This is a genomic window from Nitrospira sp., from assembly GCA_037045225.1.
Taxonomy (GTDB): Bacteria; Nitrospirota; Nitrospiria; order Nitrospirales; family Nitrospiraceae; genus Nitrospira_A.
This window is the reverse complement of the sequence record JBAOHZ010000009.1, coordinates 2312625-2335775: the sequence shown is the minus strand read 5'-3', so window position 1 is coordinate 2335775 and position 23151 is coordinate 2312625. Positions and strand designations below refer to the sequence as shown.

Annotated in this window: 22 protein-coding genes; 5 read left to right on the top strand and 17 right to left on the bottom strand. The window is 58.3% G+C overall.

The window, feature by feature from the left end:
• Positions 1-4 precede the first annotated feature (4 nt).
• The 3 genes from V9G17_11815 to V9G17_11805 are packed head-to-tail and all read right to left on the bottom strand — an operon-like array spanning position 5 to position 5076.
• Complete coding sequence (locus tag V9G17_11815) at positions 5-2635, bottom strand: PEP/pyruvate-binding domain-containing protein (GenBank protein ID MEI2753277.1); 2631 nt, start codon at positions 2633-2635, stop codon at positions 5-7.
• Between the two features lie 15 nt (positions 2636-2650).
• Positions 2651-3991, bottom strand: coding sequence for a glycerate kinase (locus tag V9G17_11810; protein ID MEI2753276.1), 1341 nt, complete (start codon positions 3989-3991; stop codon positions 2651-2653).
• 5 nt (positions 3992-3996) lie between these two features.
• Positions 3997-5076 (bottom strand): lytic transglycosylase domain-containing protein, encoded by a 1080-nt coding sequence (locus V9G17_11805; GenBank protein ID MEI2753275.1) that lies wholly within the window; start codon positions 5074-5076, stop codon positions 3997-3999.
• 94 nt (positions 5077-5170) lie between these two features.
• Here V9G17_11805 and V9G17_11800 point away from each other — a divergent pair, with 94 nt between their 5' ends.
• Positions 5171-5860, top strand: a complete 690-nt coding sequence (locus V9G17_11800; protein ID MEI2753274.1) for a uracil-DNA glycosylase — start codon at positions 5171-5173, stop codon at positions 5858-5860.
• A gap of 21 nt (positions 5861-5881) precedes the next feature.
• Here V9G17_11800 and fsa read toward each other — a convergent pair whose 3' ends face one another.
• Positions 5882-6529, bottom strand: coding sequence for a fructose-6-phosphate aldolase (fsa, locus tag V9G17_11795; GenBank protein ID MEI2753273.1), 648 nt, complete (start codon positions 6527-6529; stop codon positions 5882-5884).
• Between the two features lie 197 nt (positions 6530-6726).
• Here fsa and V9G17_11790 point away from each other — a divergent pair, with 197 nt between their 5' ends.
• Complete coding sequence (locus V9G17_11790) at positions 6727-7029, top strand: hypothetical protein (GenBank protein ID MEI2753272.1); 303 nt, start codon at positions 6727-6729, stop codon at positions 7027-7029.
• A gap of 939 nt (positions 7030-7968) precedes the next feature.
• Here the strand turns inward: V9G17_11790 and dapB are convergent.
• From dapB to V9G17_11750, 8 genes are all read right to left on the bottom strand, one after another.
• Positions 7969-8772, bottom strand: coding sequence for a 4-hydroxy-tetrahydrodipicolinate reductase (dapB, locus tag V9G17_11785; GenBank protein MEI2753271.1), 804 nt, complete (start codon positions 8770-8772; stop codon positions 7969-7971).
• Positions 8773-8801: 29 nt separating this feature from the next.
• The gene (gene dapA, locus V9G17_11780) at positions 8802-9674 is read right to left on the bottom strand and encodes a 4-hydroxy-tetrahydrodipicolinate synthase (GenBank protein ID MEI2753270.1); all 873 of its coding nucleotides are present in this window, start codon (positions 9672-9674) and stop codon (positions 8802-8804) included.
• Positions 9675-9710: 36 nt separating this feature from the next.
• Positions 9711-10973, bottom strand: a complete 1263-nt coding sequence (gene lysA / locus V9G17_11775; GenBank protein MEI2753269.1) for a diaminopimelate decarboxylase — start codon at positions 10971-10973, stop codon at positions 9711-9713.
• A 102-nt stretch (positions 10974-11075) separates the two neighbouring features.
• On the bottom strand, positions 11076-11378 hold the full coding sequence (locus V9G17_11770; GenBank protein ID MEI2753268.1) for a hypothetical protein: 303 nt from the start codon (positions 11376-11378) through the stop codon (positions 11076-11078).
• On the bottom strand, positions 11375-12829 hold the full coding sequence (gene argH, locus V9G17_11765) for an argininosuccinate lyase (GenBank protein ID MEI2753267.1): 1455 nt from the start codon (positions 12827-12829) through the stop codon (positions 11375-11377). The genes V9G17_11770 and argH overlap by 4 nt, the downstream gene beginning before the upstream one ends.
• Positions 12829-14046, bottom strand: coding sequence for an argininosuccinate synthase (locus V9G17_11760; protein MEI2753266.1), 1218 nt, complete (start codon positions 14044-14046; stop codon positions 12829-12831). The genes argH and V9G17_11760 overlap by 1 nt, the downstream gene beginning before the upstream one ends.
• A gap of 15 nt (positions 14047-14061) precedes the next feature.
• Positions 14062-15042, bottom strand: coding sequence for an ornithine carbamoyltransferase (gene argF / locus V9G17_11755; GenBank protein ID MEI2753265.1), 981 nt, complete (start codon positions 15040-15042; stop codon positions 14062-14064).
• 16 nt (positions 15043-15058) lie between these two features.
• Complete coding sequence (locus tag V9G17_11750) at positions 15059-16267, bottom strand: acetylornithine transaminase (GenBank protein MEI2753264.1); 1209 nt, start codon at positions 16265-16267, stop codon at positions 15059-15061.
• Between the two features lie 170 nt (positions 16268-16437).
• On the opposite strand from V9G17_11750, the gene V9G17_11745 reads away from it, so the two are divergent.
• The gene (locus tag V9G17_11745; protein ID MEI2753263.1) at positions 16438-17082 is read left to right on the top strand and encodes a zinc-ribbon domain-containing protein; all 645 of its coding nucleotides are present in this window, start codon (positions 16438-16440) and stop codon (positions 17080-17082) included.
• A gap of 14 nt (positions 17083-17096) precedes the next feature.
• On the opposite strand, the gene V9G17_11740 is transcribed toward V9G17_11745, so the two are convergent.
• On the bottom strand, positions 17097-17951 hold the full coding sequence (locus V9G17_11740) for a hypothetical protein (GenBank protein ID MEI2753262.1): 855 nt from the start codon (positions 17949-17951) through the stop codon (positions 17097-17099).
• A gap of 181 nt (positions 17952-18132) precedes the next feature.
• On the opposite strand from V9G17_11740, the gene V9G17_11735 reads away from it, so the two are divergent.
• Positions 18133-18738: a 2,3-bisphosphoglycerate-dependent phosphoglycerate mutase gene (locus V9G17_11735; GenBank protein ID MEI2753261.1), complete on the top strand. Its 606-nt coding sequence runs from the start codon at positions 18133-18135 to the stop codon at positions 18736-18738.
• 21 nt (positions 18739-18759) lie between these two features.
• On the opposite strand, the gene V9G17_11730 is transcribed toward V9G17_11735, so the two are convergent.
• Entirely contained in the window at positions 18760-19254 is a 495-nt protein-coding gene (locus V9G17_11730) for a hypothetical protein (protein ID MEI2753260.1), read from the bottom strand.
• Between the two features lie 233 nt (positions 19255-19487).
• Here V9G17_11730 and V9G17_11725 point away from each other — a divergent pair, with 233 nt between their 5' ends.
• Positions 19488-19952 carry a hypothetical protein gene (locus V9G17_11725; protein ID MEI2753259.1) on the top strand — a complete coding sequence of 155 codons (465 nt, stop codon included), beginning with the start codon at positions 19488-19490 and terminating at the stop codon, positions 19950-19952.
• 418 nt (positions 19953-20370) lie between these two features.
• Here the strand turns inward: V9G17_11725 and V9G17_11720 are convergent, their stop codons facing one another.
• From V9G17_11720 to V9G17_11710, 3 genes are all read right to left on the bottom strand, one after another.
• The gene (locus V9G17_11720) at positions 20371-21393 is read right to left on the bottom strand and encodes an ATP-grasp domain-containing protein (protein MEI2753258.1); all 1023 of its coding nucleotides are present in this window, start codon (positions 21391-21393) and stop codon (positions 20371-20373) included.
• Positions 21390-22451, bottom strand: a complete 1062-nt coding sequence (locus tag V9G17_11715) for a putative zinc-binding metallopeptidase (GenBank protein MEI2753257.1) — start codon at positions 22449-22451, stop codon at positions 21390-21392. Before V9G17_11715 ends, V9G17_11720 begins: the two co-directional genes overlap by 4 nt.
• 181 nt (positions 22452-22632) lie before the next feature.
• Positions 22633-23100, bottom strand: a complete 468-nt coding sequence (locus tag V9G17_11710; GenBank protein ID MEI2753256.1) for a low molecular weight phosphatase family protein — start codon at positions 23098-23100, stop codon at positions 22633-22635.
• Between the last annotated feature and the right edge of the window lie 51 nt (positions 23101-23151).

The following is a 23151-nucleotide window of genomic DNA, read 5'->3' as shown; positions in this document are numbered from 1 at the left end:
AACGTCAAGGGACCAAGCGACGCACGAGTCCCGTAGCACTCGTAATTTCAACCTGTTCATTTTCGCGCAACAGACTAGTGGCGTAGGGCACATTGACCAGGGCCGTAAGGCCGTACTCCCGAGCAATAATCGCACCGTGCGAGAGCGTGCCGCCCATTTCGGCAATCAAACCCGCCGCCACTCCGAACAGCGGGGCCATGCCGGGATCGATCACCGGAACAACGAGAATATCTCCCGCCCGCACCCGAGGCCAATCCGCTGTCGACCGAACAAGACGAACGGGTCCCTTGGCAACCCCGGTGCTGATGGGAATGCCACGCAAGACCGTTTCCTCACCCTGAACACTTGATTGGCCTCCAGATGCGACAACCGCCTCCCAATCTCGAATGGTGTCGGGAACCGCAATAGCCTCCTGCCGCAGGCGTTCCTCGCGTCGCTCTCGCACAAGGTGGTGCCAATCGCGACTGGCGTCGTCGGCCAAGGCGACTCGTTCATCCAGCGTAAGGGAGAACACATCTTCCCGCGCGGCGAAGACGCCACGTTCGACCATCCGCTCACCGAATCGAAGCAGTAAATGGCGGGCCGCGGTGGAGTAATACATCAAGTGGTGTCGATTCTCTTCCCGTAAGGCACAGAACCGGCTGAGCCGTCGATACCATCCACGGAAGATGAGCCACCGGTGACGCCGCCAGCCGAATCGCCGGGCGATCTCTGCAAGCGCTTCCTCGCGTCGCCGGGCCTGACGGGAAAGGATTTCCCGTGGACCCACCGCCACACCGGTGCGCACCTGTGCCTGCAGCACGGCCAGCACCGCATCAGGCTGATCCGCAATTCGTGGGGACATAATGTCGGATTCTCCGACTGCCCGATGCCCATACTCACTCACATACTGCTCAAATCGGCGCAGAAACTCGGTGTCCCTGAGAGCATCCCGAAATCCACGGGCCGTCCAATCTTCCGTCAGGAACCACCGCTGAACCACATCCTCCCTCTGAGCAACTTCGACAAGCTCCGCCAGCCGGACAATGTGAGACGCGCTGATCACGGTCCCCTGTCCTTGCAACGAACCATTGAGGAGCTCTCGCCAATCTGAACCCAGCCAGCCGGGAAGAAACGTGCCCATCGCCTGAAGCCCCTGCGCGACACCACCCGCGATCGCGAAGGTCACCTCGTGCTCATCGAGCCACGTCCCCAGGCTGTCGAGCGTCATGCTCAGCTCCTGCGCGGAGAGGTGCGGAATACGATCGTAATGATAGCGCTCCGCCATTGTTTTCATGGCCGAAAAGTTTTTCGGCCCCTGCCTCGTGGCCCTACGCCATTCCCGCATCATACTGATCCCGGCACGGACCAGTGCGAACGCTCCGAGGGGACGCACCGGCGGGGTAAACCTCACAGACTCCCCGCCCATCTGCTCGGTTAAGAACGCCGGGTTTCCATGCAGCTGCCTCACCAACGTATAAAACAGCGTGACATTGAGATACGGTCGCCCGTGGAGCACACGAACCGACGAAAGGCCTTCAGGGATGCTGCAGCCGAGTCGCCGATAGGGAGTGATGATGTAGGCATCCATGAATCGTTCTACGAACGAGAGGCCTAACGGACTGGGCAATTCCGGCAAGGTTTCCTTAAAATTGGCTCGCGTCCATTCGCATTCGTCGTTGGTCAGGGCCGACGAGGGATGAACCCCGGTAATCGGACGGGCTTGCACGACCCAGAGCCGCTCGACATCCCACACCCATTCGAGATCCACCGGACACCGAAACGCAGCCTCAATGTGCTTCGAGAGTCGTGCGAGCTCGAACAGTTGCTCATCGGACAGGGATGAGTACGATTGCTCAGAATCGGGAATCGATTCCGTCTGCACTCCCACTGAAGTAACCGTCAGCTTTTGTTGTTTGTGCGCAAGGACGCGTCGTCGCACACGGAACGGCCAATGGTCTTCATCGCGCACCTCCACGACGTACTGATCTGGCGTCACCTCTCCACTGACGAGGGACCAGGCGAGGCCGGGCACGGCATTGATCGACACCTGAGACGTCCGCCCCGTCACGGGATGGACCGAATAGGCAACGCCTGCCACCTGAGCGTGCAGCATCGGCTGAATCACGACAGCCATAGCAGGGTACGGTACATCGGCACCGGATCGGAACAGGTACCGACACACCCGTTCATCCCATACGGAGCCCCAACAGTCGCGGATGGATCGCAACACCGCGGCCAGAGACACACCTAATGTTGTGCAATACAAACCTGCGGCACTCATGCCCGCAGCATCTTCATTGGTGGCAGACGACCGAACTGCCCAGAGTGTCGTGACATCGCCGGCCAGCGTCGCGAGCCGCATCTCCAGCTCCGCCTGGAATCCTGACGGCCAGGGCTGTTGCGCTATGAGTTGCTGAATCCGCGCCTGCTCCTGCACGCGTTGCTCCCCGGAGAGCTGGCGCAACTTGGTCCAGAGCGAGACCGCATCGACCCTCGCCTGATCCAGGCAGTGGTGGTACAGGGCAGTCGTCACGCATAACCCGTCAGGCACGGCAACGCCTGCCTCGAGTAATTTGGACAGTCCCGCGGCCTTGCCACCAACCAGAGAGGAATGACGGCTCTCGCGCAACGAGAGGATGAACGGATCAGCCATAGGCGAGGATACTAGCTAGAGTGCGAGGAGGAGGTAAAGATCGTTCACATTGGTCCCAGTCGGACCAGTCACAATGTGGCCACGCAACTTCTTGAAGAACGGATAGGCATCGTTGTTCTGAAGCGAGCGGAACGGATCAAGCTTGGCACGCCGGGCCCGCGCGACTGTTTCACCATCGGCGATCGCACCCGCGACGGATGTCGGCCCGTCCGTACCGTCAGTAGCAAAGCCGGCGACCCACACGTCAGAGAGCCCGGCAACCTCCAATGCGGCCGCCAAGGCAAACTCCTGCGCCCGCCCCCCCTGCCCCTGACCTCGAATCGTCACCGTGGGTTCGCCCCCGGCAATCACACAGCAGGGACGAGGCAGAGGCCGACCATGAGCCGCAATCTCCCGAGCCATCGCGCCGAACAGCTTGGCGATCTCACGCGCCTCCCCAGTCAGGGTAGTGGAAAGAACGAGCGTCCGAAGTCGCTTCGCCTTCGCAACCTTCACAACCGCATCGACGGCTGCTTGATTGTCTCCGATCAGCAGGTTATCAACACGGCGGAAGAGTGCCGCGCCGGCCTTGGGAGTTTCCGGCAGGGTTTTCTTGATACCCGCCTCCATTCGACGACGAACAGAGACTGGAACGCGCCCAGCAACGTCGTATCGTTCCAAGATCCGCCAGGCATCCAGAAATGTGGTGGGATCCGGGGCGGTGGGGCCAGACCCGATCGTGCCAAGATCATTTCCAATCACGTCCGAGAGGATCACACTCGCCACGCGCGCGGGGGTCGCTGCGGCCAACTGCCCGCCTTTCACGCAGGATAGGTGCTTGCGAACCGCGTTCATCTCTTGAATGGTTGCCCCGGACCGCAACAATAACGTGGTCGTTCGTTGCTTATCCTTGAGGCTGATCCCCGAAGCGGGAGCGGGGAGAAGACTCGAGGCGCCGCCGGACAAGAGGACGATCAAGAGATCGTCCGGCTTCAGCGTCCCAACCAATGCCATGATTGCACGACCGGCCTGAAGTCCCGCCTGATCCGGAACGGGATGTCCGGCCTCCACAATGCGAATCTTCTTTGTCGGCGCGCCATGCCCATATTTGACCACGACCAGTCCGGTGTCGATCCGGGAGCCCAATTGACGCTCCAGCGCCTGGGCCATGCGCCCGGACGCCTTCCCGGCGCCGATCACGACAAGTCGCTGGTTTGGGTGGAGAAAGTAGCGTTGCGAACCGATGGTGAGTTGTCCACGCCGGAAGCGAACCTGACGACACACCGCCTCGTACGGATCGACGGCCTGCAGTCCCGCATGAAACAGTTTGGCAAGGAGGGCTCGTGCCCTGGGCTGCGAGACTCCGACTTGTATCATGGGGACTACGGAAGTTTGTCTTGTTTGAAACAGCGATTCGGACAGGTCTGTCGCGGCACCTTAACCTGGTAGGTGCCCTTTGGCAAGTAGTCCTTTGTGAACTCAGGATTCAACATTTTCAGTTCAAGAAAGTACGTTCCATACTCCTCGGCGATCGCCGTGAGACGGCGTTGCGGTTCCTTGATCATCACCGTGACCGTTTCTGTTTCAAGCGGAGGGTAGAGATCTTTTTTGGTCAGGCCCAGATACTTCTCCGGCTGTGAGTAGATTTCTTTCGCCGCAATAATCCGCGCCACATAACGCATCGTCTCTCGTGGGCCATGCATGCGCCAGTAGTCATTAATCTTCTGCTCTTTAATCAATTTCCGTACGCGATCTTCCCCCGCATTATAGGAGGCCATCGCGAGAAACCAATCCCCCTGGTACAAATCGCGGAGGTACCGAAGATACTTGATGGCCGCTTCGGTGGACATTTCGAGATTGCGCCGCTCATCCAGCCACCCTTCGTTGTGTAGCTTATACCGTCGCCCCGTAGAATTGATGAACTGCCAGGGGCCAGAGGCCTTCGCCCGAGAATAGGCCGCCGCAATGCACTTACTCTCCACCAACAACATGTATTTCAAGTCATCGGGTAGTCCAGCCTCGGCTAGCTGCTTTTCAGCCGGCGCGAAACAACGACCCGTCCGTTTGGCCAGGATGATGCTTTCGCCTTGATCCTCGAGAAATTGGTAGAACTCGTACTCGATCCGCTCGCGCACCTGCCAGTTGTCCAATGGAATCGCTTGCCCGGCGAACGTCAACTTATCCGGCAACTTGAAGGAGCTGAGAAAAAACCGTTCTCCCTCCCGTTTGATTTCCGGCAGGATGACCAATCGATCTTCAAGTTCAGGCACCAGCTCGGACTCGCCTGCGGGCGGAGTAGGCCCCTGGTCAACCTCTGGCGTGCTCCGACCGACTTCCGGTGGAAGCGCCGTTCCCGCCGACGTATTCGAATCCGCCCGCAGGACTGGCAGCGCGGACAGCAGAACCACCGCCATGGTGGCGCACACGGCAAGCACCCGAAGACCCCGATGTGTAGTCAACATGCCCTTGTCATCCTTTCGTCACACTTGAAGGCTCATGCTAGCAACAAGCTCCTCGGGGGACAAGTAACTCGTGGTTTTGGTACACTCCCCAACCATGTCTACACTCGTGCTGCTTAATGACGACATCGTCGCCTGCACGCGCTGCCCTCGCCTGGTTAGCTACCGGGAGGCTGTGGCCAGGGAGAAACGGCGGCAATTCCGAGATTGGTCCTATTGGGGAAAACCAGTCCCAGGATTCGGAGATGCTCAGGCGCGGCTCTACATTTTGGGCCTGGCACCGGCAGCACACGGGGGCAATCGAACCGGACGGGTCTTCACCGGAGATCGCAGCGGAGACTGGCTATATGAGGCCTTGCACAAATTCGGGTTTGCCAACCAAGCGACCTCTACCCACACAGGTGATGGCCTCACCCTGACGGACTGCTACATCGGCGCAACCGTGCGGTGCGCACCTCCCGCCAACAAGCCACTGCCGGATGAATTCACCGCCTGCCGGCCGTTTGTCCTGAGTGAACTACAGCTGTTGACACGGATGCGTGTGGTCGTCACTTTGGGGAAAATTGCGTTCGATCACTATTTCACAGCAAATCGTGAATTGGGACTCGCCCTGCCCAGCCCGCGCCCTCAATTCGGGCACGGAGTCCTCTACGAGTTGCCGGGGGGCGTGACCCTGATTGGCTCGTACCACCCGAGTCAACAGAACACGTTCACCGGGAAGCTGACGCGCCCCATGTTCCACCGCATCTTTTTCATGGCCAAACAGAAACTCGCCGAGAAGCACTGAGCAAGGCACAGGTTCGACCGGCTATTTCTTCCCCATGGCATCCCAGTCGGCGAGAAACTTCTTCAGGCCGATATCGGTCAGGGGATGCTTTACCAGCTGCTGGAACACGGTGTAGGGCATCGTACAAATGTGGCCCCCAGCCAGCGCAGCTTCGACGACATGCTGCGGATGCCGAACGCTCGCAACGAGCACCTTGGTTTTATAATCGTAATTCTTGTAGATCGTGACAATCTGCCGAATCAGTGCCATGCCATCGGAACTCACGTCGTCGAGACGACCAATGAAGGGCGATACGCACCAAGCACCCGCCTTAGCAGCCAACAGTGCCTGCGTCGGGGAGAAGCATAAGGTGACATTGACACGAATCCCCTCGGCCGCAAGCTTCTTTGTGGCCCGAAGCCCTTCAGGAATGAGGGGAACCTTCACCACGATGTTCTTGTGAACTTTGGCCAGATCCCGCCCTTCTTTAATCATGGCTTCGGATTCGACGCCAACCACCTCCGCACTGATCGGCCCGTCGACCATCTTGCAGATTTCGAGCAGCATTTCTTTGAAACTACGCCCCTCCTTCGCCACAAGGGACGGGTTGGTGGTCACCCCGTCAATGAGACCGAGATTCGCACCTTCTTGAATTTCTTTGACATTGGCCGTATCAAGATAGATTTGCATATGAAGGTCCTTTCGTCTCTAAGCTTTCTGGTCCATCTTCTCAGCGGTTATTGTAGAAGCAACTCGGCATCAAGGCAATAAGTGAGCTCGGGCATGCTAGACTTGTTTGACAGATGAGAATGGTGACCGCTAAGATTTTTTCGGCCAAACATTATCTCTCCATGCTTCGCACCCAGTGATTCAGGAGGACAACCTGTATGCGCACATCCGTCTGGCTTCTCGCAGTCGCCCTCATGGCCGCAGGCTGTAGTCACAACCCCTACATGGATGCTTCGTTGACTCGCTACCAGGGGAAGGATCGCGCATGGATTGAAAAAGAATTGGGAGCGCCAGACGCCAAAACGTCCCGGTTTTTTGGTGGAGAGAAATGGACCTACAATCGCATTGCGGGAGGAACGGCCGGGCCCCCTCTCTTTAACTTTAAAGCGAATGAGTGCCAGATGATCCTGTTTTTTGATAAGAACGACACGGTCTCAGATACGAATTATTCCGGCTGCTGACTCGTGAGTTTCCGCTCAAATGTAGTGGCACAATTCTGACTGCAAAAGAAGTAGGTTTGCCCCCCGATTTCTCGCCGAATCGCATTTTCTCGAGGAATGAAGACGCGACACACAGGGTCTTGAATCATCTGCTTTCCAGGTGCTTGCCCTTCTCGAAGGCTGACAGCCCCACCACCCTCCCGCACCTTCCTAATCGCCCTGCGAAGAAGATAGTAAAAAAGCACCAGGAGTGCTGAGATTAGAAATAGTCTATACATGGTATTGCATCTTACCAGCCACACCAAATTTTGTGGTGACTTGCTTACCGAACAGAGATTGGAAAAACATGCCTCGCCAACTTACGAGGACGGAATAATCCCGTAAGGGGCAGTGTCAGGGCCAAACGGCCCATACACTTCGGTATCTATGGGGGGCCTTTTCCCATCCTCATACAGTACTTCAGATGGATGGTTTATCCTACAGAGCAATGCTATAAGCCAGGAATGCATAAATGTGACAAATGCCGCGGAACAATGTTGCCTGAACGGGCGGTTGACCTGAATGCTGGCTTAGCGATCACAGTCCTGGCGTGCCTGAACTGTGGCCGACGGAAAGCAGCAGACGCAGAACCGAGACCGATCACGTCACGACATTGACCCGTCGCAACAATCAATCCCCGCAGAGCGCTCACCTGCGATGAGCAGAAGGTGGCAGCCTTGCTCCACCTTGGACCTGATGTCCATCTCGGACACCAGCTCGTTCACATCGCACAACAAGCCTCGCTCCGTCTCTCACTAGCCAAGGCATAGAGCTAACTGCTAGTCTCCTCTTGGACTATCCGCCAACCTGCCACTCCCTGCGTCTGCGGATACTATAGGCAAACGATACCGTATCCTCTTGGCGGGATGAAACATCATCGCTGCTGCCGTAGCGTAAGCCGTCGGCAAATATGGCAATTTTCTATTTCAGGCTTAACACGTCCAACATGTCATAGAGCCCGGGTGGTTGCTTCACAACCCAGCGGGCAGCACGGAGAGCGCCTCTTACGAATGTGTCACGACTGCTAGCGCGATGGGTGAGCTCAATACGTTCGCCCATGGTCCCAAACATCACAGTATGGTCTCCGACGATATCTCCGGCTCGAATGGTCTGAATTCCAATTTCGCCTTTTTTTCGTTCGCCGATCAGTCCCTTCCGCGCATAAACACCGACTTGTCCCAGGTCTCGATTGACGGCTCGGGCGAGAACTTCCGCCAATTTGAGGGCGGTTCCACTCGGCGCATCTTTCTTCAGGCGGTGATGCGCTTCGATCACTTCGATATCGTAATCTTCTCCGAGCGTCTTGGCCATTTCTGCGATCACCTTGTAGATCACATTGACGCCCACGCTCATGTTGGGCGAGAACACACAAGGAATTTGCCTGCTGACATTTCGGAGTTCGTCTAACTCGGACGCTGAGAAGCCGGTCGTCCCGATGACAATTCCACGTCGATACTGCGCGACAATCTTCAAGTGCCCAAGAGTCGCTGATGGTGTTGTAAAATCAATCACCACCTCTCCACGCTCCATTACACTAGAGAGATCGTCCACGATCGGCACGCCTGTTCGCCCGCAACCAGCGACTTCGCCGGAATCCTCTCCCACAGCATGGTGCCCCTTCCCCTCTACAGCACCGACAAGGGTCAAAAATGCCGAATCTTTCACCAGCGACACGAGGCGAGACCCCATTCGTCCGGCAGCACCAGTAACAACAACCTTAATCATGACAGCAACCTTCACCCGCAACGGGCCCGCTATACCAGCCCGGCTTCTTTCATCACATGCAGAAGTTGTTCTCGATTGTCAGACCCCATCGAACACAGCGGTAGCCGTATCTCGCGGTCGATCTTGCCCATCATATACAGCGCTTCTTTCACAGGAATGGGATTGGTTTCATAGAACAGGGCCGTAAACAGCGGATAGAGCCGATAATGCATCGCCCGCGCGGCATCTAGTCTTCCGGCAAGAAACTCATTGACCAACTGAGCCATCTCGCGTGGGACAATATTGGCTGTCACCGTAATGACCCCCTTGCCACCCACCGCCATCATCGGCAAGGTCAAGGCATCATCTCCGGCCAAGACAGTGAGGCGCTCTCCGCAGAGTCGGATGATTTCAGAAGCCTGCTGAACCGATCCGCTGCCCTCTTTAATAGCAACGATGGTTCGACAGCTCGTGAGTCGAGCCACGGTGCTCGGCATCATATTCACGCCGGTTCGCCCCGGAATATTGTACAGCACAAGGGGAAGATCGACCGCGTCTGCGACTGCCCTATAGTGCAGGAACAACCCCTCTTGCGTCGGCTTATTATAATACGGCGTGATCAGCAGCGCGCCATCGGCCCCGGCCGCCTTCGCGTGCTTCGTCAGCGCGATGGCCTCTTCGGTACTATTGGATCCCGTCCCCGCGATGACCGGAACCCGCCGCCTGGCGACTTCAACCGTAAAAGCCACCACACGATCATGTTCGGCATGGGTCAAGGTGGCGGACTCACCGGTGGTGCCGCAGGGGACAATTCCATGCGTCCCGCTGGTGATCTGCCATTCGATGAGGTCACCGAAGGCTTTTTCATCCAGCTTACCGTGCCTAAACGGCGTCACGATAGCGATCAAAGATCCTGCAAACATGGGACGCTCCATAAGAAAGTCAGTACATACGATGGGCTACGCGAGAAATGCGGGAACCCGCTCCCCTCGAACCAAGTCCTCGTAACTCTCCCGTGCACGAATCACGTGGATCTGCCCCTCGTGAACCAAAACCTCCGGCACGCGAGGCCGCGAATTGTAGTTTGAGGACATGACAAACCCGTAGGCACCTGCACTCATCACGGCCATGAGGTCTCCGGCATTCATCTCCGGCATCACGCGGTCTTTGGCCAGAAAATCGCCTGATTCACACACAGGCCCGACGACGTCCACCGTCCTCTTGGCTGCACGCGCCACGCTCTCGAATACCGGCCGGATATCGTGATGCGCATCATACAGGCTGGGGCGAATCAGATCGTTCATTGCCGCATCCACGATCAAAAACCGTTTGGTTTCGCCGTCCTTCGTGTACAACACCTTCGTAAGCAGTACGCCGGCATTCCCCACAATGACACGGCCAGGCTCCATGATCAGGACACATTTCAAATCGCGCACGAGCGGAAAGATCGCCTCGGCCAAGTCTTTGGGTTCCGGAGGGGTTTCATCGGAATACGTAATCCCCAGGCCACCACCGATGTTCAGATAACGAATCGGAATACCTTCCTCCGCCAGGGTTTGCACCATCGTCAATACTTTCTTCAGCGACTCGACGAAGGGCGCGACTTGCGTCAACTGAGACCCGATGTGGGCATGCAAACCCACCACCTCGATGTGGCCGAACGCTGCCGCAATCTTAAACTCTTCGATGGCACGATCCGCCGCAATCCCGAATTTGCTCTTCTTTAAGCCGGTTGAAATGTAGGGATGGGTTTTGGGATCGATGTCGGGATTGATGCGCAGGGCCACCCGGGCCTTCACACCCATCGACGCCGCCACCTCGTTGATCGCCTGCAACTCCGCGGGGGACTCAACGTTGAACATCAGAATATCCGCCTTCAAGGCATCACGAATTTCATCCGGTTTTTTTCCGACCCCGGCGAAGACGATCTTGTTGGGAGACACCCCTGCCTGCAATGCGCGAAAGAGTTCTCCGCCTGACACGATATCGACGCCGCTGCCTTCCTTGGCCATCAGGCGAAGCACCGCCAGATTGGAATTGGACTTCATAGCAAAGGCGACAATGTGAGGAATGTTCTGAAAGGCACTATCATAGACACGGAAGTGCCGGACGAGCGTGTGGTGGCTATACACATAACAAGGAGTGCCGACCTCCTTGGCAATGCGCGAGAGCGGCACGTCCTCGCAATAGAGCTCCCCTTCCCGATACTGAAAGTCATTCATGGTGGTCATCCTCAATCAACAATTCTACACCTGCCCCGGAAAGCCCGTCCAATAACCGTCCCGTCAAGGGGCCGGCACCGCGGCCGCAACTTCGTACAGCTCCTATCGGGTGCCCATCATCCTTATCGGTGGAGTCGGTAATGGATCCGGTTCAGACGGGGTCAGTGCTTCTTCAACGATCACCGAACTCGGAGCGCTGGGCCTAGACGCCGATCCCCACACATTCGCGCCAGGGGCCAGCAATCCCTCTCGCCTTAACTGCCGCTCGATCACCGGTGCCACACCGACATTTTCAGGCGGAACCGGTGGGCCGAGCACCCCACATCCGCCCAAGCCCAGCACAATCCACACCGCACCGACCGCCCCCCCACCGACTCCCGGGCCCCAAGCCCTGACGAGCCTCATCCCTTCAACGCCTTCTCAAGCTCCTTGATCCGAGCCTCCACACGCCCTGTCGCCGTGCCACCGATCTGCCCCTTCCGATCAATGGCGCCCTTCACCGTGAGGCAACTCAAGGCGTCCTGCGCGAAACGGGTGGAGAAACCGCGCAAGTCTTTCAGGGTCAACCGCTGAAGAGGTTGATGCTGCTCGAGGGAGAATCGCACAATCTGTCCGGTAATGGAATGGGCCTCCCGGAACGGAACCCCTTTGGTGACGAGGTAATCCGCCAACTCCGTCGCCAGCATTCCGCCCCCCTCGGCCGCTTCAGCCAAGACGGTCTTGTTCACAACCAGCCGGCGCATCAACTCCGTACACAGCACCAGCGATTGCCCCGTGGTATCCACCGCATCGAAGAGCGCCTCTTTATCTTCTTGAAGATCGCGGTTGTAACTCAACGGCAATCCCTTCAGAAGCGTCAGGGTCCCCATCAAGTGACCATAGACCCGTCCCGTTTTCCCGCGCACCAATTCAGGCACATCCGGATTCTTTTTTTGCGGCATCATGCTGCTGCCGGTACAGAACGTATCCGGCAGGTCCACGTAGCGAAACTCCTGCGACGCCCAGAGAATCAATTCTTCGCTCAAGCGCGAAAGGTGCATCATGATGAGCGACAAGGCACTGAGCGTCTCCACCACCGCATCACGGTCCGACACGGCATCGAGGCTATTCTGTGTCACCGCCGGAAACTCCAGAAGTGCGGCCGTATAGCGTCGGTCAACGGGATAGTTCGACCCTGCCAAAGCGCCCGACCCCAGCGGCATGACATTCAGCCGTTCCCGGCAATCGTGGAGACGTCCCCGGTCTCGCCCAAACATTTCGACATAGGCCAGGAAGTGATGCGCCAACAGTACCGGCTGAGCCCGTTGCAAGTGCGTATATCCCGGCATCACAACATCCATATGCGCCCGCGCTTGCCCCACCAGGACCCGCCGGAATTCCTGCAGTTGATCAATCAGCGTCGAGAGCACGTCCCGTAAAAAGAGGCGCAGATCCAGAGCCACCTGATCGTTGCGGCTTCGGCCCGTATGCAGCTTTCCGCCCAACGGGCCGATCAACTCAGTCAACCGGCGCTCGATCGCCATATGAATGTCTTCGTCCTGCGGCGAGAAGGGAAAACGCCCCCCATCCAACTCCACCTTCACGAACTGCAGTCCCCGCACTAGCTGCGCCGACTCACGGGCCGTGAGCACCTTCGCCCGTTCAAGCGTCCTACAGTGCGCGATACTGCCTTGGATATCGTACGGATAGAGCCGTCGATCGTAGGCCAGCGAAGAGGTGAATTGCTCGACCAGACGGTCAGTTTGTTCAACGAATCGACCGCCCCAGGCCTTGCCTTTGGGCAACGCGCGACCGGGCCGTTTCGGCGCAGCGACAGACTTCTGGGCACGCGCACTGGCAGGGTGGGATTTCGCCATTACCGCGTCGACCTCTTCTTCCGCTGGGACCGAATCGCCAACCGGAGCGCGTTCAAGCGAATGAACCCCTCGGCATCCTTCTGCTGATACACATCATCCTCTTCGAACGTGGCCATATCCAGACGATACAGCGAGCGCGGAGACTTCCGCCCTACCACCGTACAGCTCCCTTTGTAGAGCTTCACTCGAACGGTACCCGTCACATCTCGCTGCGCTTCATCGAGCGCCACCTGAAGCATTTCTCGCTCCGGCGCATACCAATATCCGCAATAGATCAGCTCGGCATAGCGGGGAATCAGGCTATCCCGCAGATGCAACACTTCCCGATCCATCGTGAGGGACTCCAAGCCCCGATGGGCTACATGGAGAATCGTGCCCCCCGGCGTTTCATACACCCCGCGGGATTTCATTCCGACATAACGGTTTTCGACCAGATCGACACGACCGACGCCGTGCGCGCCGCCTAATTTGTTGAGATGGGCCAACAAAGTTGCCGGGCTCATCTTCTTGCCGTCCACCGCCACCGGATTGCCCGCCACATAGTCGATCTCGACTTCCAGGGCCTTATTCGGCGCCCGCTCCGGCGAGACCGACATGACGAAAATCTCCTCCGGCGGGGCCTTCCACGGATCTTCCAGAATGCCGCCCTCATAACTCGTGTGGAACAGGTTCATGTCCATGCTGTACGGCTTCGCCTTCGTCGCAGTAACCGGAATGCCGTGTTTTTCCGCATACTCGATCAACTCACGGCGCGAGCGCATGGTCCATTCCCGCCAGGGCGCAATGATCTTAATTTGCGGATGCAGGGCCATGTAGGTCAACTCAAAGCGGACCTGATCGTTGCCCTTGCCGGTTGCGCCGTGACACACCGCCTCAGCCCCTTCATTGGCGGCAATTTCAATCTGACGCCGCGCGATCAGCGGGCGGGCAATCGACGTGCCCAGCAGGTAGCTGCCTTCATAGATCGCATTCCCGCGCAACATGGGGAACACATGGTCCTTGACGAAGACCTCACGAAGATCCTCCACATAGACTTTCTTCACCCCGAAGGACTGGGCCTTCTTCTTGATCGCCTTCAGATCTTCGCCCTGCCCCAGGTCGGCGCAAAACGCCACGACCTCGCAGCCATACACCTCTTCCAGCCACTTCAGAATAACCGACGTGTCCAAACCTCCCGAATAGGCCAATACCACTTTCTTATACGATGACCGACTCATACGACTCCCTTTCACTTACGGTTTCCGCGCAGGTTTCTTTCCGAGGAGCCTGACCAAAATGGCCTTCTGCATATGCAATCGGTTCTCGGCTTGATCAAAGACGACCGACTGCGGTCCATCCAACACCTCGGCACTGATTTCCTCACCGCGATGCGCGGGCAGACAATGCATGACCAGCGCATCCGGCTTCGCGCATTTCAATAATCGAGCATTCAACTGATAGGGCGCGAGGATCTTCAGACGTTTGGCCTGTTGACGCTCTTGGCCCATGCTGATCCAGACATCGGTATAGACCACGTCGGCATCCTTCACCGCCACGAACGGGTCCGCGCCGATTTCAATCACGGCCCCAGTCTGCCGCGCTTCGTCCCGCGCTCGATCCACAATGCCCCGATCCGGCTGATACCCGGGCGGGCAACCCACGGTAATCGTCATCCCCATCTTTGCCGCGGCCTCGATCAGCGAATTCGTCACGTTGTTACCGTCGCCGACATACGCGATCTTGAGACCTTTCAGCCGCCGCTTCTTTTCCTGAATGGTCAACAGGTCGGAGAGGGCCTGACAGGGGTGATTCAAATCGGTGAGACCATTGATGATGGGAATGGTCGCTTCGCGAGCCCACTCTTCGGCGATGGCATGGTCAAAGGTGCGCACGACGATGGCGTCGAGGTACCGTGACAGGACATGCGCCGTGTCGGCGACACTCTCTCCTCGCGACAGCTGGATGTCGCCCATCGGCAACACCATGGCCTGCCCCCCAAGCTGATTCATCCCCGCCTCAAACGACACGCGCGTCCGGGTCGAGGGCTTCTGAAAGAGCAGGCCCAGCATGCGGCCCTGCAACAGGGGATGGGGCACACCGCGGCGCTGCTTCACTTTCAACTGCGCGGCCAGGCGCAACAAACCCGTCAGCTCTGCAACGGGGATCGAGAGCAGTTCCAGAAAATCTTTCCCGAGACCGGCCCGGGAGGGTGACCGATGCGGACGCCGCGACATACGCGCCCCTACGTAATTAATGGTGGCTTGATGTGGTTCGCTGACTAAAAACCTGCGCGAGCGCGACCAGTAAGCGATCGATCTCACGCTCCGTGATGATGAGTGGAGGAACGAACCGCAGGATCCGGTCGCCGGCGCAATTGATCAACAATCCGCGGGCCAGACAATCGGCGACCACCGCTTTCCCATCGATATCCAGTTCCATCCCCTGCAAGAGGCCGATCCCACGCACATCCTTGACGCAACGATGGCGGTCTTTCAGGACGGTGAGTCCTTTGGCCAACGCCTCCCCCATCCGCCGCCCCTGGTCCAGGATCTTGCCCTCCAGCAGGACGCGTAGGACCGCCAACCCCGCCGCGCAGGCCAGAGGATTTCCGCCAAAGGTCGACGCATGGGTCCCCGGTGAAAAGGCCTGCGCCACGGTATCCGTCGCCAGGCAAGCCCCGATCGGAACTCCACCGCCAAGCCCCTTCGCCAAGGTCATAATGTCCGGTTGCATGCCGAAGTGCTCATAACAGAAGAGGGTCCCTGTCCGACCCATACCTGTCTGCACTTCATCAAAAATCAGGAGCACATCCCGGTCCCGGCACAGGTCCCGCAATCCCTGCATGTAGCCACGATCCGCCACATGCACCCCACCTTCGGCCTGAATCGGCTCCAGCATGACGGCGGCGGTTTTCGGCGTGAGCGCGCGTTCGACTTCCGACAGATCGTTAAACGCCACGTACGAAAACCCCGGCACCAGGGGGGCAAATCCTTTCTGAACCTTCTCCTGACCGGTGGCGGTCAACGTGGCCATGGTGCGCCCGTGAAAGGAGTTTTTCATCGTGATGATTTCGTAGCGATCGGCCCCATACTTGTCGTACGAATATTTGCGGGCCAGTTTGATCGCCGCTTCGTTCGCTTCCGCACCACTGTTACAGAAGAAGACTTTCTGCGCAAACGAATGCTCGACCAGGGTCTGGGCGAGCCGCACCTGAGGCTCGGTATAATAGAGGTTCGATGTATGGATCAGGTGCTGCACCTGCTTTTGGACCGCCAGCACCAGATCCGGATGTCCATGACCGAGGAGGTTCACCGCAATACCGGCCACAAAATCGATGTACTCCCGGCCTTCCAGGTCGTAGACCTTCGAGCCACGGCCCCGCACGATCGAAATCGGCTGGCGCGTGTAGGTGTTCATCAAGTACTGTTCGGCATTGAGCCGCAACTCACCCGTCGGCATGGCACACCTCTCCCATCGTGAGGCGGCGAAGCTATCATAGGGGACAGGTGAAAGCAACAGAACGAAGACCCCTCAGCAGCTCCCAGCGCGGTCAGGGGTCTGTTTGACGCCTGCGGATGGCAGGGGCCTCCCTTGACGGGAAGAGACGGCGGATGGGATAAGGTGACCCTATGAAATCCTGTTCACAATGCCGACAAGAAAATCGAGACGATGCCCGCTTTTGTCACCAATGCGGCGGGGCCTTCGCCGTCGAAAGCCAGGAAGCGGCAGTCGCGTCGGACGCGGCGCCCTCACCGCAGACAGACGCGGAACTCTGGAAAGCCTTCATCGGCCCCAATGCCGATCGCTATCTGGAAACCTTCAAGAAATTCACCGGGCCGTCTGGGCCGAAATTCGCCCTGACCTGGCACTGGCCGGCCTTCGTCTTTGAGCCCTTCCTCTGGTTCCTCTACCGGAAGATGTATGTGTATGCGCTGATCTATGCCATCGGTCCGGCCATGGCGTTCTATATCACCCAAGACCTTTCCGCCGACATCATCTGGCGCATCATTGCGGCTGCCAGCGCCAACTACATTTACTACTGGCATGCGAAGGAACAGCTCGCCAAGATCAAGGGCGAACGGGCCACTGGTGGAGAGGCCAGACAACAGATGTTGGGAGAATTGGGCGGCGTGCAGCCGTATGTGGTGTGGGTCGGCGTCGGCCTACTCGTCTTGAAAATCGGCCTGGTCGTGGCCATGTTCAAGGACGGAACGCCGGACGGGCCCAAAGGGCCCCCGGCCAAGACACATCCCACCAGCGCCACCCGCGTCTGATTCAATCGCGACGATCAATCCATCACGGACGCGCCTGACCCGGCTGAGATCCGCTGCCGCTGCCACTCGATCCAGGACACGAACCACTCAAAATCCTGCTGGTAGGCGGCTCCGCTGAGATCCGGCGCGGCTTGAGTCTGCTCCAGCTGCGTATAGGTGCGCGGCCAATTCTTTTGCCACCAGGATTTCAATTCGTCCGGACCGTACGGCTGCCCGTTGGGATTGCTGATGCCAGCGGCGGCACAGAGCCCTGCAACAAGGGGCCAATAGCGATCCTTGCCGAGACCAAGACTCCGGAAATGTTCGCGGAGCAGGAAGACCACCCAGAGTTCGGCGCTGTTCTTTTTGTTATGTTTGAAGGGCTGCGTTTGCCGGAGAGGAACCGGGTCGAAGGTCTTGATGACCGAGGTGTAATCCGGGCCGCCGTAACTCCCAGCCGACTCAGCGATCCCTTGCAGCATGTTGGCGAGTTCGACCTCGACGACCGGCGCTCGGGACGGACTGTCGTCAGGATTGCCGGCACTCAACGGATTCGTCGCCGTCAGCAATTCGATCAACGGCTTGAGCTCGCGCAACCGTACGGCGGCCGCTTTGAGGATCTGCTCAGATTCAAGCCAGTAGTCCGGATCGCTCTTGGACGCCCGTTCTCGACCAGAGGGTGGTAAGACGACGGGGATCCAGTAGCGCACCAGCACGAAGAGCACGTATTCAACCTCAGCACCGGCCTGCGCAACACCGGTCAGCGCCTGACTGACCCCGAGCGCCCGTCGAAAAAACGCCTCGACCCGATCTTCGACGTGCAGCCGACATCCCATCGCGCGCCACCACTGCTGCAGCGGGGCCCAGTCTGCGGGAGAACGTTCCGGCATCCATACACTCCAGCGTGAGGATAAATCGCAGGCATGGTACTGGCTGCCTCCACTGATTGCAACTCGACCTCACGAGCCACGACGAACATCTGCACGCTCATCACGCTTGACAGAGCGAAGGGGAAATCGCATAACCTGGTATGAAACGGTTCTATCCTTTCGGACAAGGAGACGAGGCACGATGAGCAAATTAGTCCTCATTCGTCACGGCGAGTCGCAGTGGAATCTGGAAAACCGCTTCACCGGCTGGGTGGATGTCCCCCTCTCCCCGAAAGGTATCGAAGAAGCGAAGGCGGCAGGAAAAAAACTGGCAGGCTTTACATTCGACCGCGCCTTTTCATCCGTGTTAGCCCGTGCGAACGAAACCATGCGCCTTATTCTTGAGGGGATCGGGCAGACGGCCATTCCTATTGAGAAGGACAAGGCGCTGAACGAGCGCATGTACGGAGAGTTACAGGGGCTGAATAAGGCTGAGACAGCCAAGAAGTTCGGCGATGAACAGGTAAAAATCTGGCGGCGGAGTTACGATGTGCGGCCGCCGGGCGGAGAAAGCCTGAAGGACACGGCCGAACGGGTGCTGCCCTATTACGACAGCCAGATCAAACCCTACGTGCTGAAGGGGGAGACGATCCTCATCGCCGCCCACGGAAACAGTCTGCGCGCACTGGTGATGCAACTCGAACAACTCACGCGGGAGCAGGTCCTGGAACTCAATATTCCGACGGGAGCCCCGCTGCTCTATGAGCTCGACAGCAACGGGAAGGTGCTGTCACACCGATATCTCTAACAGGAGAGCGCGACCGACAGCCTACACACACTGACTCAATAATTCCTGATACTTGTCCAGCGGCACCAGATCGGGCAATAACACCAGCAGCTTGGCTCGGTCCTCTGCCTGAATCAGAGCCTGGTTTTCCAGCAGGTCAGAAATTTCTTCGGAGGCCGCCATAGCTCCGCCCTCGTAATCCCCCACCGGCGCGTACAGCGCGCGACGGTCCTCCATTTCGACCAGGTAGGCCTCCCACTTCACCGACGCCAGCTTGAACGTCGTGGCCCAATCCGCCTGGATCAACTCCAGCACTCGCTGAAACAACACTTCGCGGTACTTCCGTGGAATGTGGGCATTGATGGCCGCATGAACCCAATAGAGCGTGAAGGAGAGCAGCTCCCGCGTCATCGTCTCCTCATGCTCCTCCTGGCCCTCAATACCATAGTCACTCAACAGCGCAACAGAGATCCGGCGCGGAATCAGCTGGTACAACGCGTCGGCGACTTCGGCCGGCGTCATGGCTCCTTTTGGCATACACATCCTCCCGAAAGGGAGCTAAGCATACTGGAGGCCCGCGCGCGTTGACAACCCCGGACGGGAAACGAGCACTGAGCGTCCATTGCTTGTCCGCCGGAAAGGCCTATGCTACATACAACGTCATCACCGTGAGACGGAGAGTCATGGCGCACAGGCAACATGTTCGACCGCTGCTCCTCGGCCTGGCTTTATTCAGTCTCCTCTAGGCTGCACCGGCCAACGCAGCAGAAGTGCAGCAAGCACGCTGGGGCTTCGCCACCGATCTAGGACTCTGGACCGGCACCACCAACAACACCACCTTCGCGCTCGGCTTTGGGCTTGATTACTACATGGACCAGAATTTTTCGTTCGGCGGGATGGCACTGTTTACGCCGGTCGGGGACCTGACGCAGATCGGAATCGCAGGAGTCGCCAAGTATCACCTTCGCGTGAATAGCGGATTCAACCTGGTGCCGTTTGCCGGGCTAGGCTTTCTCCACGCAGACCTCAATCGAGGCAGCGGACCGACGAAAATCGATCGCAACGACACCAGCCACTTCATTCCGCTCGGTATGTCGCTGGAGTATCCGATGGGGCCGAAGATCGCCTTTTCAACCACCCTCATGGTGAACCTGCACCACATCACCCTCTCACCACCTGTCCCAAACGACAACACCAGCGTGGCGCTGCTCTTCGGCATCCGCTGGGGGCCGTAGCGCAGCCGCAGTGCACAACAGACGCAGACTGATTGTTCAAGTGAAGTCGACACGTTGCTCAAAGCAAAAAATCCGCGGGAACGCTGATTAGCCTTCCAGCGGATCTTTAAAGAGGGGTTGAGCCCCGCGAGAACCCAGCCGCAAGCACATCAAGCAGTTCAGTCCAGACTCCACAGCCGCTCAAACGGGCTTCCAGCAAGGCCGCAGTGAACGAAAAACTGAGGCGTACGCTCGAAGTACGTCGAAGTCTGGAGAGAGGCGAGAACGAAGCTGGCAACCTGTTTCAGCATTCCCGCGGATGTTCAAACGGGTCTTGCGGCAAGGCCGCAGCAAGTGAAGGCCCGAGGCGTACTTGAGCACAGTACGTTGAGGGTCTGAGCGAAGCGAGAACGCAGCCGCAAGCCCGTTTCAACATCCGCTAGGCGGCTTGGGCGGGGCGCCACCGGAGGCCGACATGCAACAATTCCTGCAGCAGGTCTTTGTAGGCGAGCTCGGCCTTTTCTGCCGAATCGGCGAAGTCTTCACCGCTGGCGATCTGAGGATTGGGATTGGCTTCCAGGACGTACACGCTACCGTCCTTATCCATGCGCATATCGATGCGGGCATAACCACTCAGCCCTAGCGCGCGATAGACGCGCTTGGCCAGGTGCTGAATATGGCCAACGACGCCATCCGGCAGGTTCCTGGCTTCGCACGAACAGATGCCATACTTGTCCTGATACTTGCGACTCCACTTCACTCGCTCGGTGGCAATACGGCGCGCCTCGTCCGGCATTTTGTCCATCACGAGTTCCCAGACCGGGAAGACCTGCAGGTGCGCATTGCCCATCACCCCGACATAGAGCTCGCGTCCTTCGATATACCGCTCGACCAGGGCTCCGGTGCCGACATTGTCGTGGATAAACGCCACCCGTTCCCGCAGCTTTTCATCGTCGTCGACGATCGAGGCCTGCGAAATGCCCAATGAGGCCTCTTCGCTGATCGACTTCACGATCAACGGGAACGGCAGGTATTTGGGTCGCCGCACCATGCGATGCAGGGGCACCACCATGAATTCAGGGTACGGGATACGATGGTACGACATGACCTGCTTCGCCAGCGCCTTGTCGCGCGCCAGCATGAGACCGCGTGGATTACAGCCGGTGTAGGGGATGCGCATCAATTCAAGATACGACACCACGTTCTGATCGTAGACCGCCCGACCATCGAACTCCTCCAGCAAGTTGAACGCAATGTGGGGTTTCCAATCTTCGACGGCCGAACGAATCACTTCCAGGTCGCTTTTGACTCCGAGCGGCTGCACGTCGTGGCCGAGTTTCCGAAGCGTGGAGACAACATCGTACTCCGTCTTCCAGGCCGCCCCTTCAAGCTCCTGTCCGTTCAGTTGGTCGGGAGGCACAAGATCCTTGTGCATCAACACAAGCACGCGCAATCGTCTCATAAAGCCACCTTGTGCCGGCCGCTGTGCAGATAGTTCATGGTCTGCACCGTCAGGAGAATCGCAAAATCCAGCTTGGCCTGCTCTTTCTGCTGGGTCAAATGTAGTTTCGACGCCTGACATCGTTCGATCATGCCTTCCAACACCTGATCGATGGTGTACTGATATTCGCCCGTCCATTCAGCGACCCGGCGACGGATTTCCTTTCTCGTACGGCGAAGAAACTCGGCGGCGCTGGGATTTTTTGCATAGGCCGGCCCGTCGGAGAACAGTTTCTTCAGATCCGTGTCGTATGACGGCGCGCGCCCGACCCCATAGTGCTTCCGCTTCTCCTCGTAATGATCGCGCAGCGTCTTATAGATGCGAGGCAGCGGATCCAGCAGTTGCCGGCCGGCGACGACCGGTGTCGTTCCCGCCAATTCGCCCATGAGTCGGTCCATGAAATCCAGCTTCTTCATCACCGGCCAGCCTCGATACCGCTCCTTCCAGAGCGAGTGCGGATCGAGCCAGACGGCAAAGGTTTCCGCAAAGTCTTCATCCGGATGGCTCTGCGCATACCAGACATCCAGGTGGCGCACGAAACTCCGGCTATAGGGGCGCGGCGTGTAATATTCGGGGTAGGGCTGAGACGAACGGCCGAAGAGTTTCTGGCGACGACGACGGCGACGAAGCAGATAGGCATTTTCAATGGCGTGGCCGGCTTCGTGCCGGAGAATCCGCATGCACCAGTCCCTGGTGCCGCCCTCCACTTCCAACATTTGACTCGCTTCCAGTTTTGCCAGCCGGGGATGCGCAAGGTAGAACGGCACGGCAATGCCGGGCACACCGTCCGGCGTGAACCATTCGTCGGAGATCCAGACGTGTGGCCGGAAGGTGAGACGGCGCGCCTCCAACTCACGAGAGAGTTGTTCGATGGGCTCTTGATAGAACGTCCCTTCCAGGCGCAGGTCCAGATCGCACATACGCAGATCGAGGAGCTGTTCGTCGCTCCACTCGGCCCACACCGGAGCCGGATCGGTCGTGCCGCACCCCGGTCCTCGCTGATTCTTTGTCCGCCCCATCGTCCAACCACCAAAAAGCCCCGTTCGGCGCCGTTTTGTCCTGTTTCAACTATAGCAGCTCATGGAAATTATGCAGGGGGTTCCTCCGCCACCCACAACGCACCATTGAGTGAAAACCCATAGGCAGTGAGCCATATTGCTCAGCCACTTCCGTTAGGACTACAGGTTCGGTCGGTTGTAATTAGAGGGTCGGGAGACGATCTAGCAGGTGAGGCACTCCGCTCCAGATGTGCTCGATGACGACGTGCAGATACGCACGCGCCTGCTCCGGCTGATCTCGCCAATCGGGCAGGATCTCATGCACGTCCAGAATCGGCTGATCGATGCCGTAACAGAGGTGATTGAAGAGAGGGACCTCTCGCCCGAATTCCCCGCGAATCCATGCCTGATGGTTTTTCCCCATCGCAACGGCGACAGAAGCGGAGTCGATCAAGGCCTGGGTGAGTTTTCGTTGCCGGTGGCCGGACGGGTCGACACCCTTTTCCAAGAGCGCAGCCAACACGACGGGATGGATCTCCTGCGGTGACGCCTCGATGCCGGCAGACCCGATCAGATACCCGGCCTGCGAGCCGAGATGCGCCTTCAACGCATATTCAGCTACCAGACTTCTGAAAATATTCCCTGAACACACGAACAAAATCGACGTCATCGGATCACCCTACTGGTCGGCCCGCCTCCGTTCACGGCCCTCCCAATCATG

Coding starts and splice junctions, on each gene's coding strand:
- V9G17_11720 (MEI2753258.1), bottom strand. CDS start 21,393: ATGAGACGATTGCGCGTGCTTGTGTTGATGCACAAGGATCTTGTGCCT.
- V9G17_11715 (MEI2753257.1), bottom strand. CDS start 22,451: ATGGGGCGGACAAAGAATCAGCGAGGACCGGGGTGCGGCACGACCGAT.
- V9G17_11815 (MEI2753277.1), bottom strand. CDS start 2,635: ATGGCTGATCCGTTCATCCTCTCGTTGCGCGAGAGCCGTCATTCCTCT.
- V9G17_11770 (MEI2753268.1), bottom strand. CDS start 11,378: ATGAGGCTCGTCAGGGCTTGGGGCCCGGGAGTCGGTGGGGGGGCGGTC.
- V9G17_11805 (MEI2753275.1), bottom strand. CDS start 5,076: ATGTTGACTACACATCGGGGTCTTCGGGTGCTTGCCGTGTGCGCCACC.
- V9G17_11810 (MEI2753276.1), bottom strand. CDS start 3,991: ATGATACAAGTCGGAGTCTCGCAGCCCAGGGCACGAGCCCTCCTTGCC.
- V9G17_11750 (MEI2753264.1), bottom strand. CDS start 16,267: ATGCCGACGGGTGAGTTGCGGCTCAATGCCGAACAGTACTTGATGAAC.
- argH (MEI2753267.1), bottom strand. CDS start 12,829: ATGGCGAAATCCCACCCTGCCAGTGCGCGTGCCCAGAAGTCTGTCGCT.
- lysA (MEI2753269.1), bottom strand. CDS start 10,973: ATGAATGACTTTCAGTATCGGGAAGGGGAGCTCTATTGCGAGGACGTG.
- V9G17_11745 (MEI2753263.1), top strand. CDS start 16,438: ATGAAATCCTGTTCACAATGCCGACAAGAAAATCGAGACGATGCCCGC.
- V9G17_11735 (MEI2753261.1), top strand. CDS start 18,133: ATGAGCAAATTAGTCCTCATTCGTCACGGCGAGTCGCAGTGGAATCTG.
- V9G17_11800 (MEI2753274.1), top strand. CDS start 5,171: ATGTCTACACTCGTGCTGCTTAATGACGACATCGTCGCCTGCACGCGC.
- argF (MEI2753265.1), bottom strand. CDS start 15,042: ATGTCGCGGCGTCCGCATCGGTCACCCTCCCGGGCCGGTCTCGGGAAA.
- V9G17_11710 (MEI2753256.1), bottom strand. CDS start 23,100: ATGACGTCGATTTTGTTCGTGTGTTCAGGGAATATTTTCAGAAGTCTG.
- V9G17_11760 (MEI2753266.1), bottom strand. CDS start 14,046: ATGAGTCGGTCATCGTATAAGAAAGTGGTATTGGCCTATTCGGGAGGT.
- V9G17_11730 (MEI2753260.1), bottom strand. CDS start 19,254: ATGCCAAAAGGAGCCATGACGCCGGCCGAAGTCGCCGACGCGTTGTAC.
- V9G17_11740 (MEI2753262.1), bottom strand. CDS start 17,951: ATGCCGGAACGTTCTCCCGCAGACTGGGCCCCGCTGCAGCAGTGGTGG.
- dapA (MEI2753270.1), bottom strand. CDS start 9,674: ATGTTTGCAGGATCTTTGATCGCTATCGTGACGCCGTTTAGGCACGGT.
- V9G17_11790 (MEI2753272.1), top strand. CDS start 6,727: ATGCGCACATCCGTCTGGCTTCTCGCAGTCGCCCTCATGGCCGCAGGC.
- fsa (MEI2753273.1), bottom strand. CDS start 6,529: ATGCAAATCTATCTTGATACGGCCAATGTCAAAGAAATTCAAGAAGGT.
- dapB (MEI2753271.1), bottom strand. CDS start 8,772: ATGATTAAGGTTGTTGTTACTGGTGCTGCCGGACGAATGGGGTCTCGC.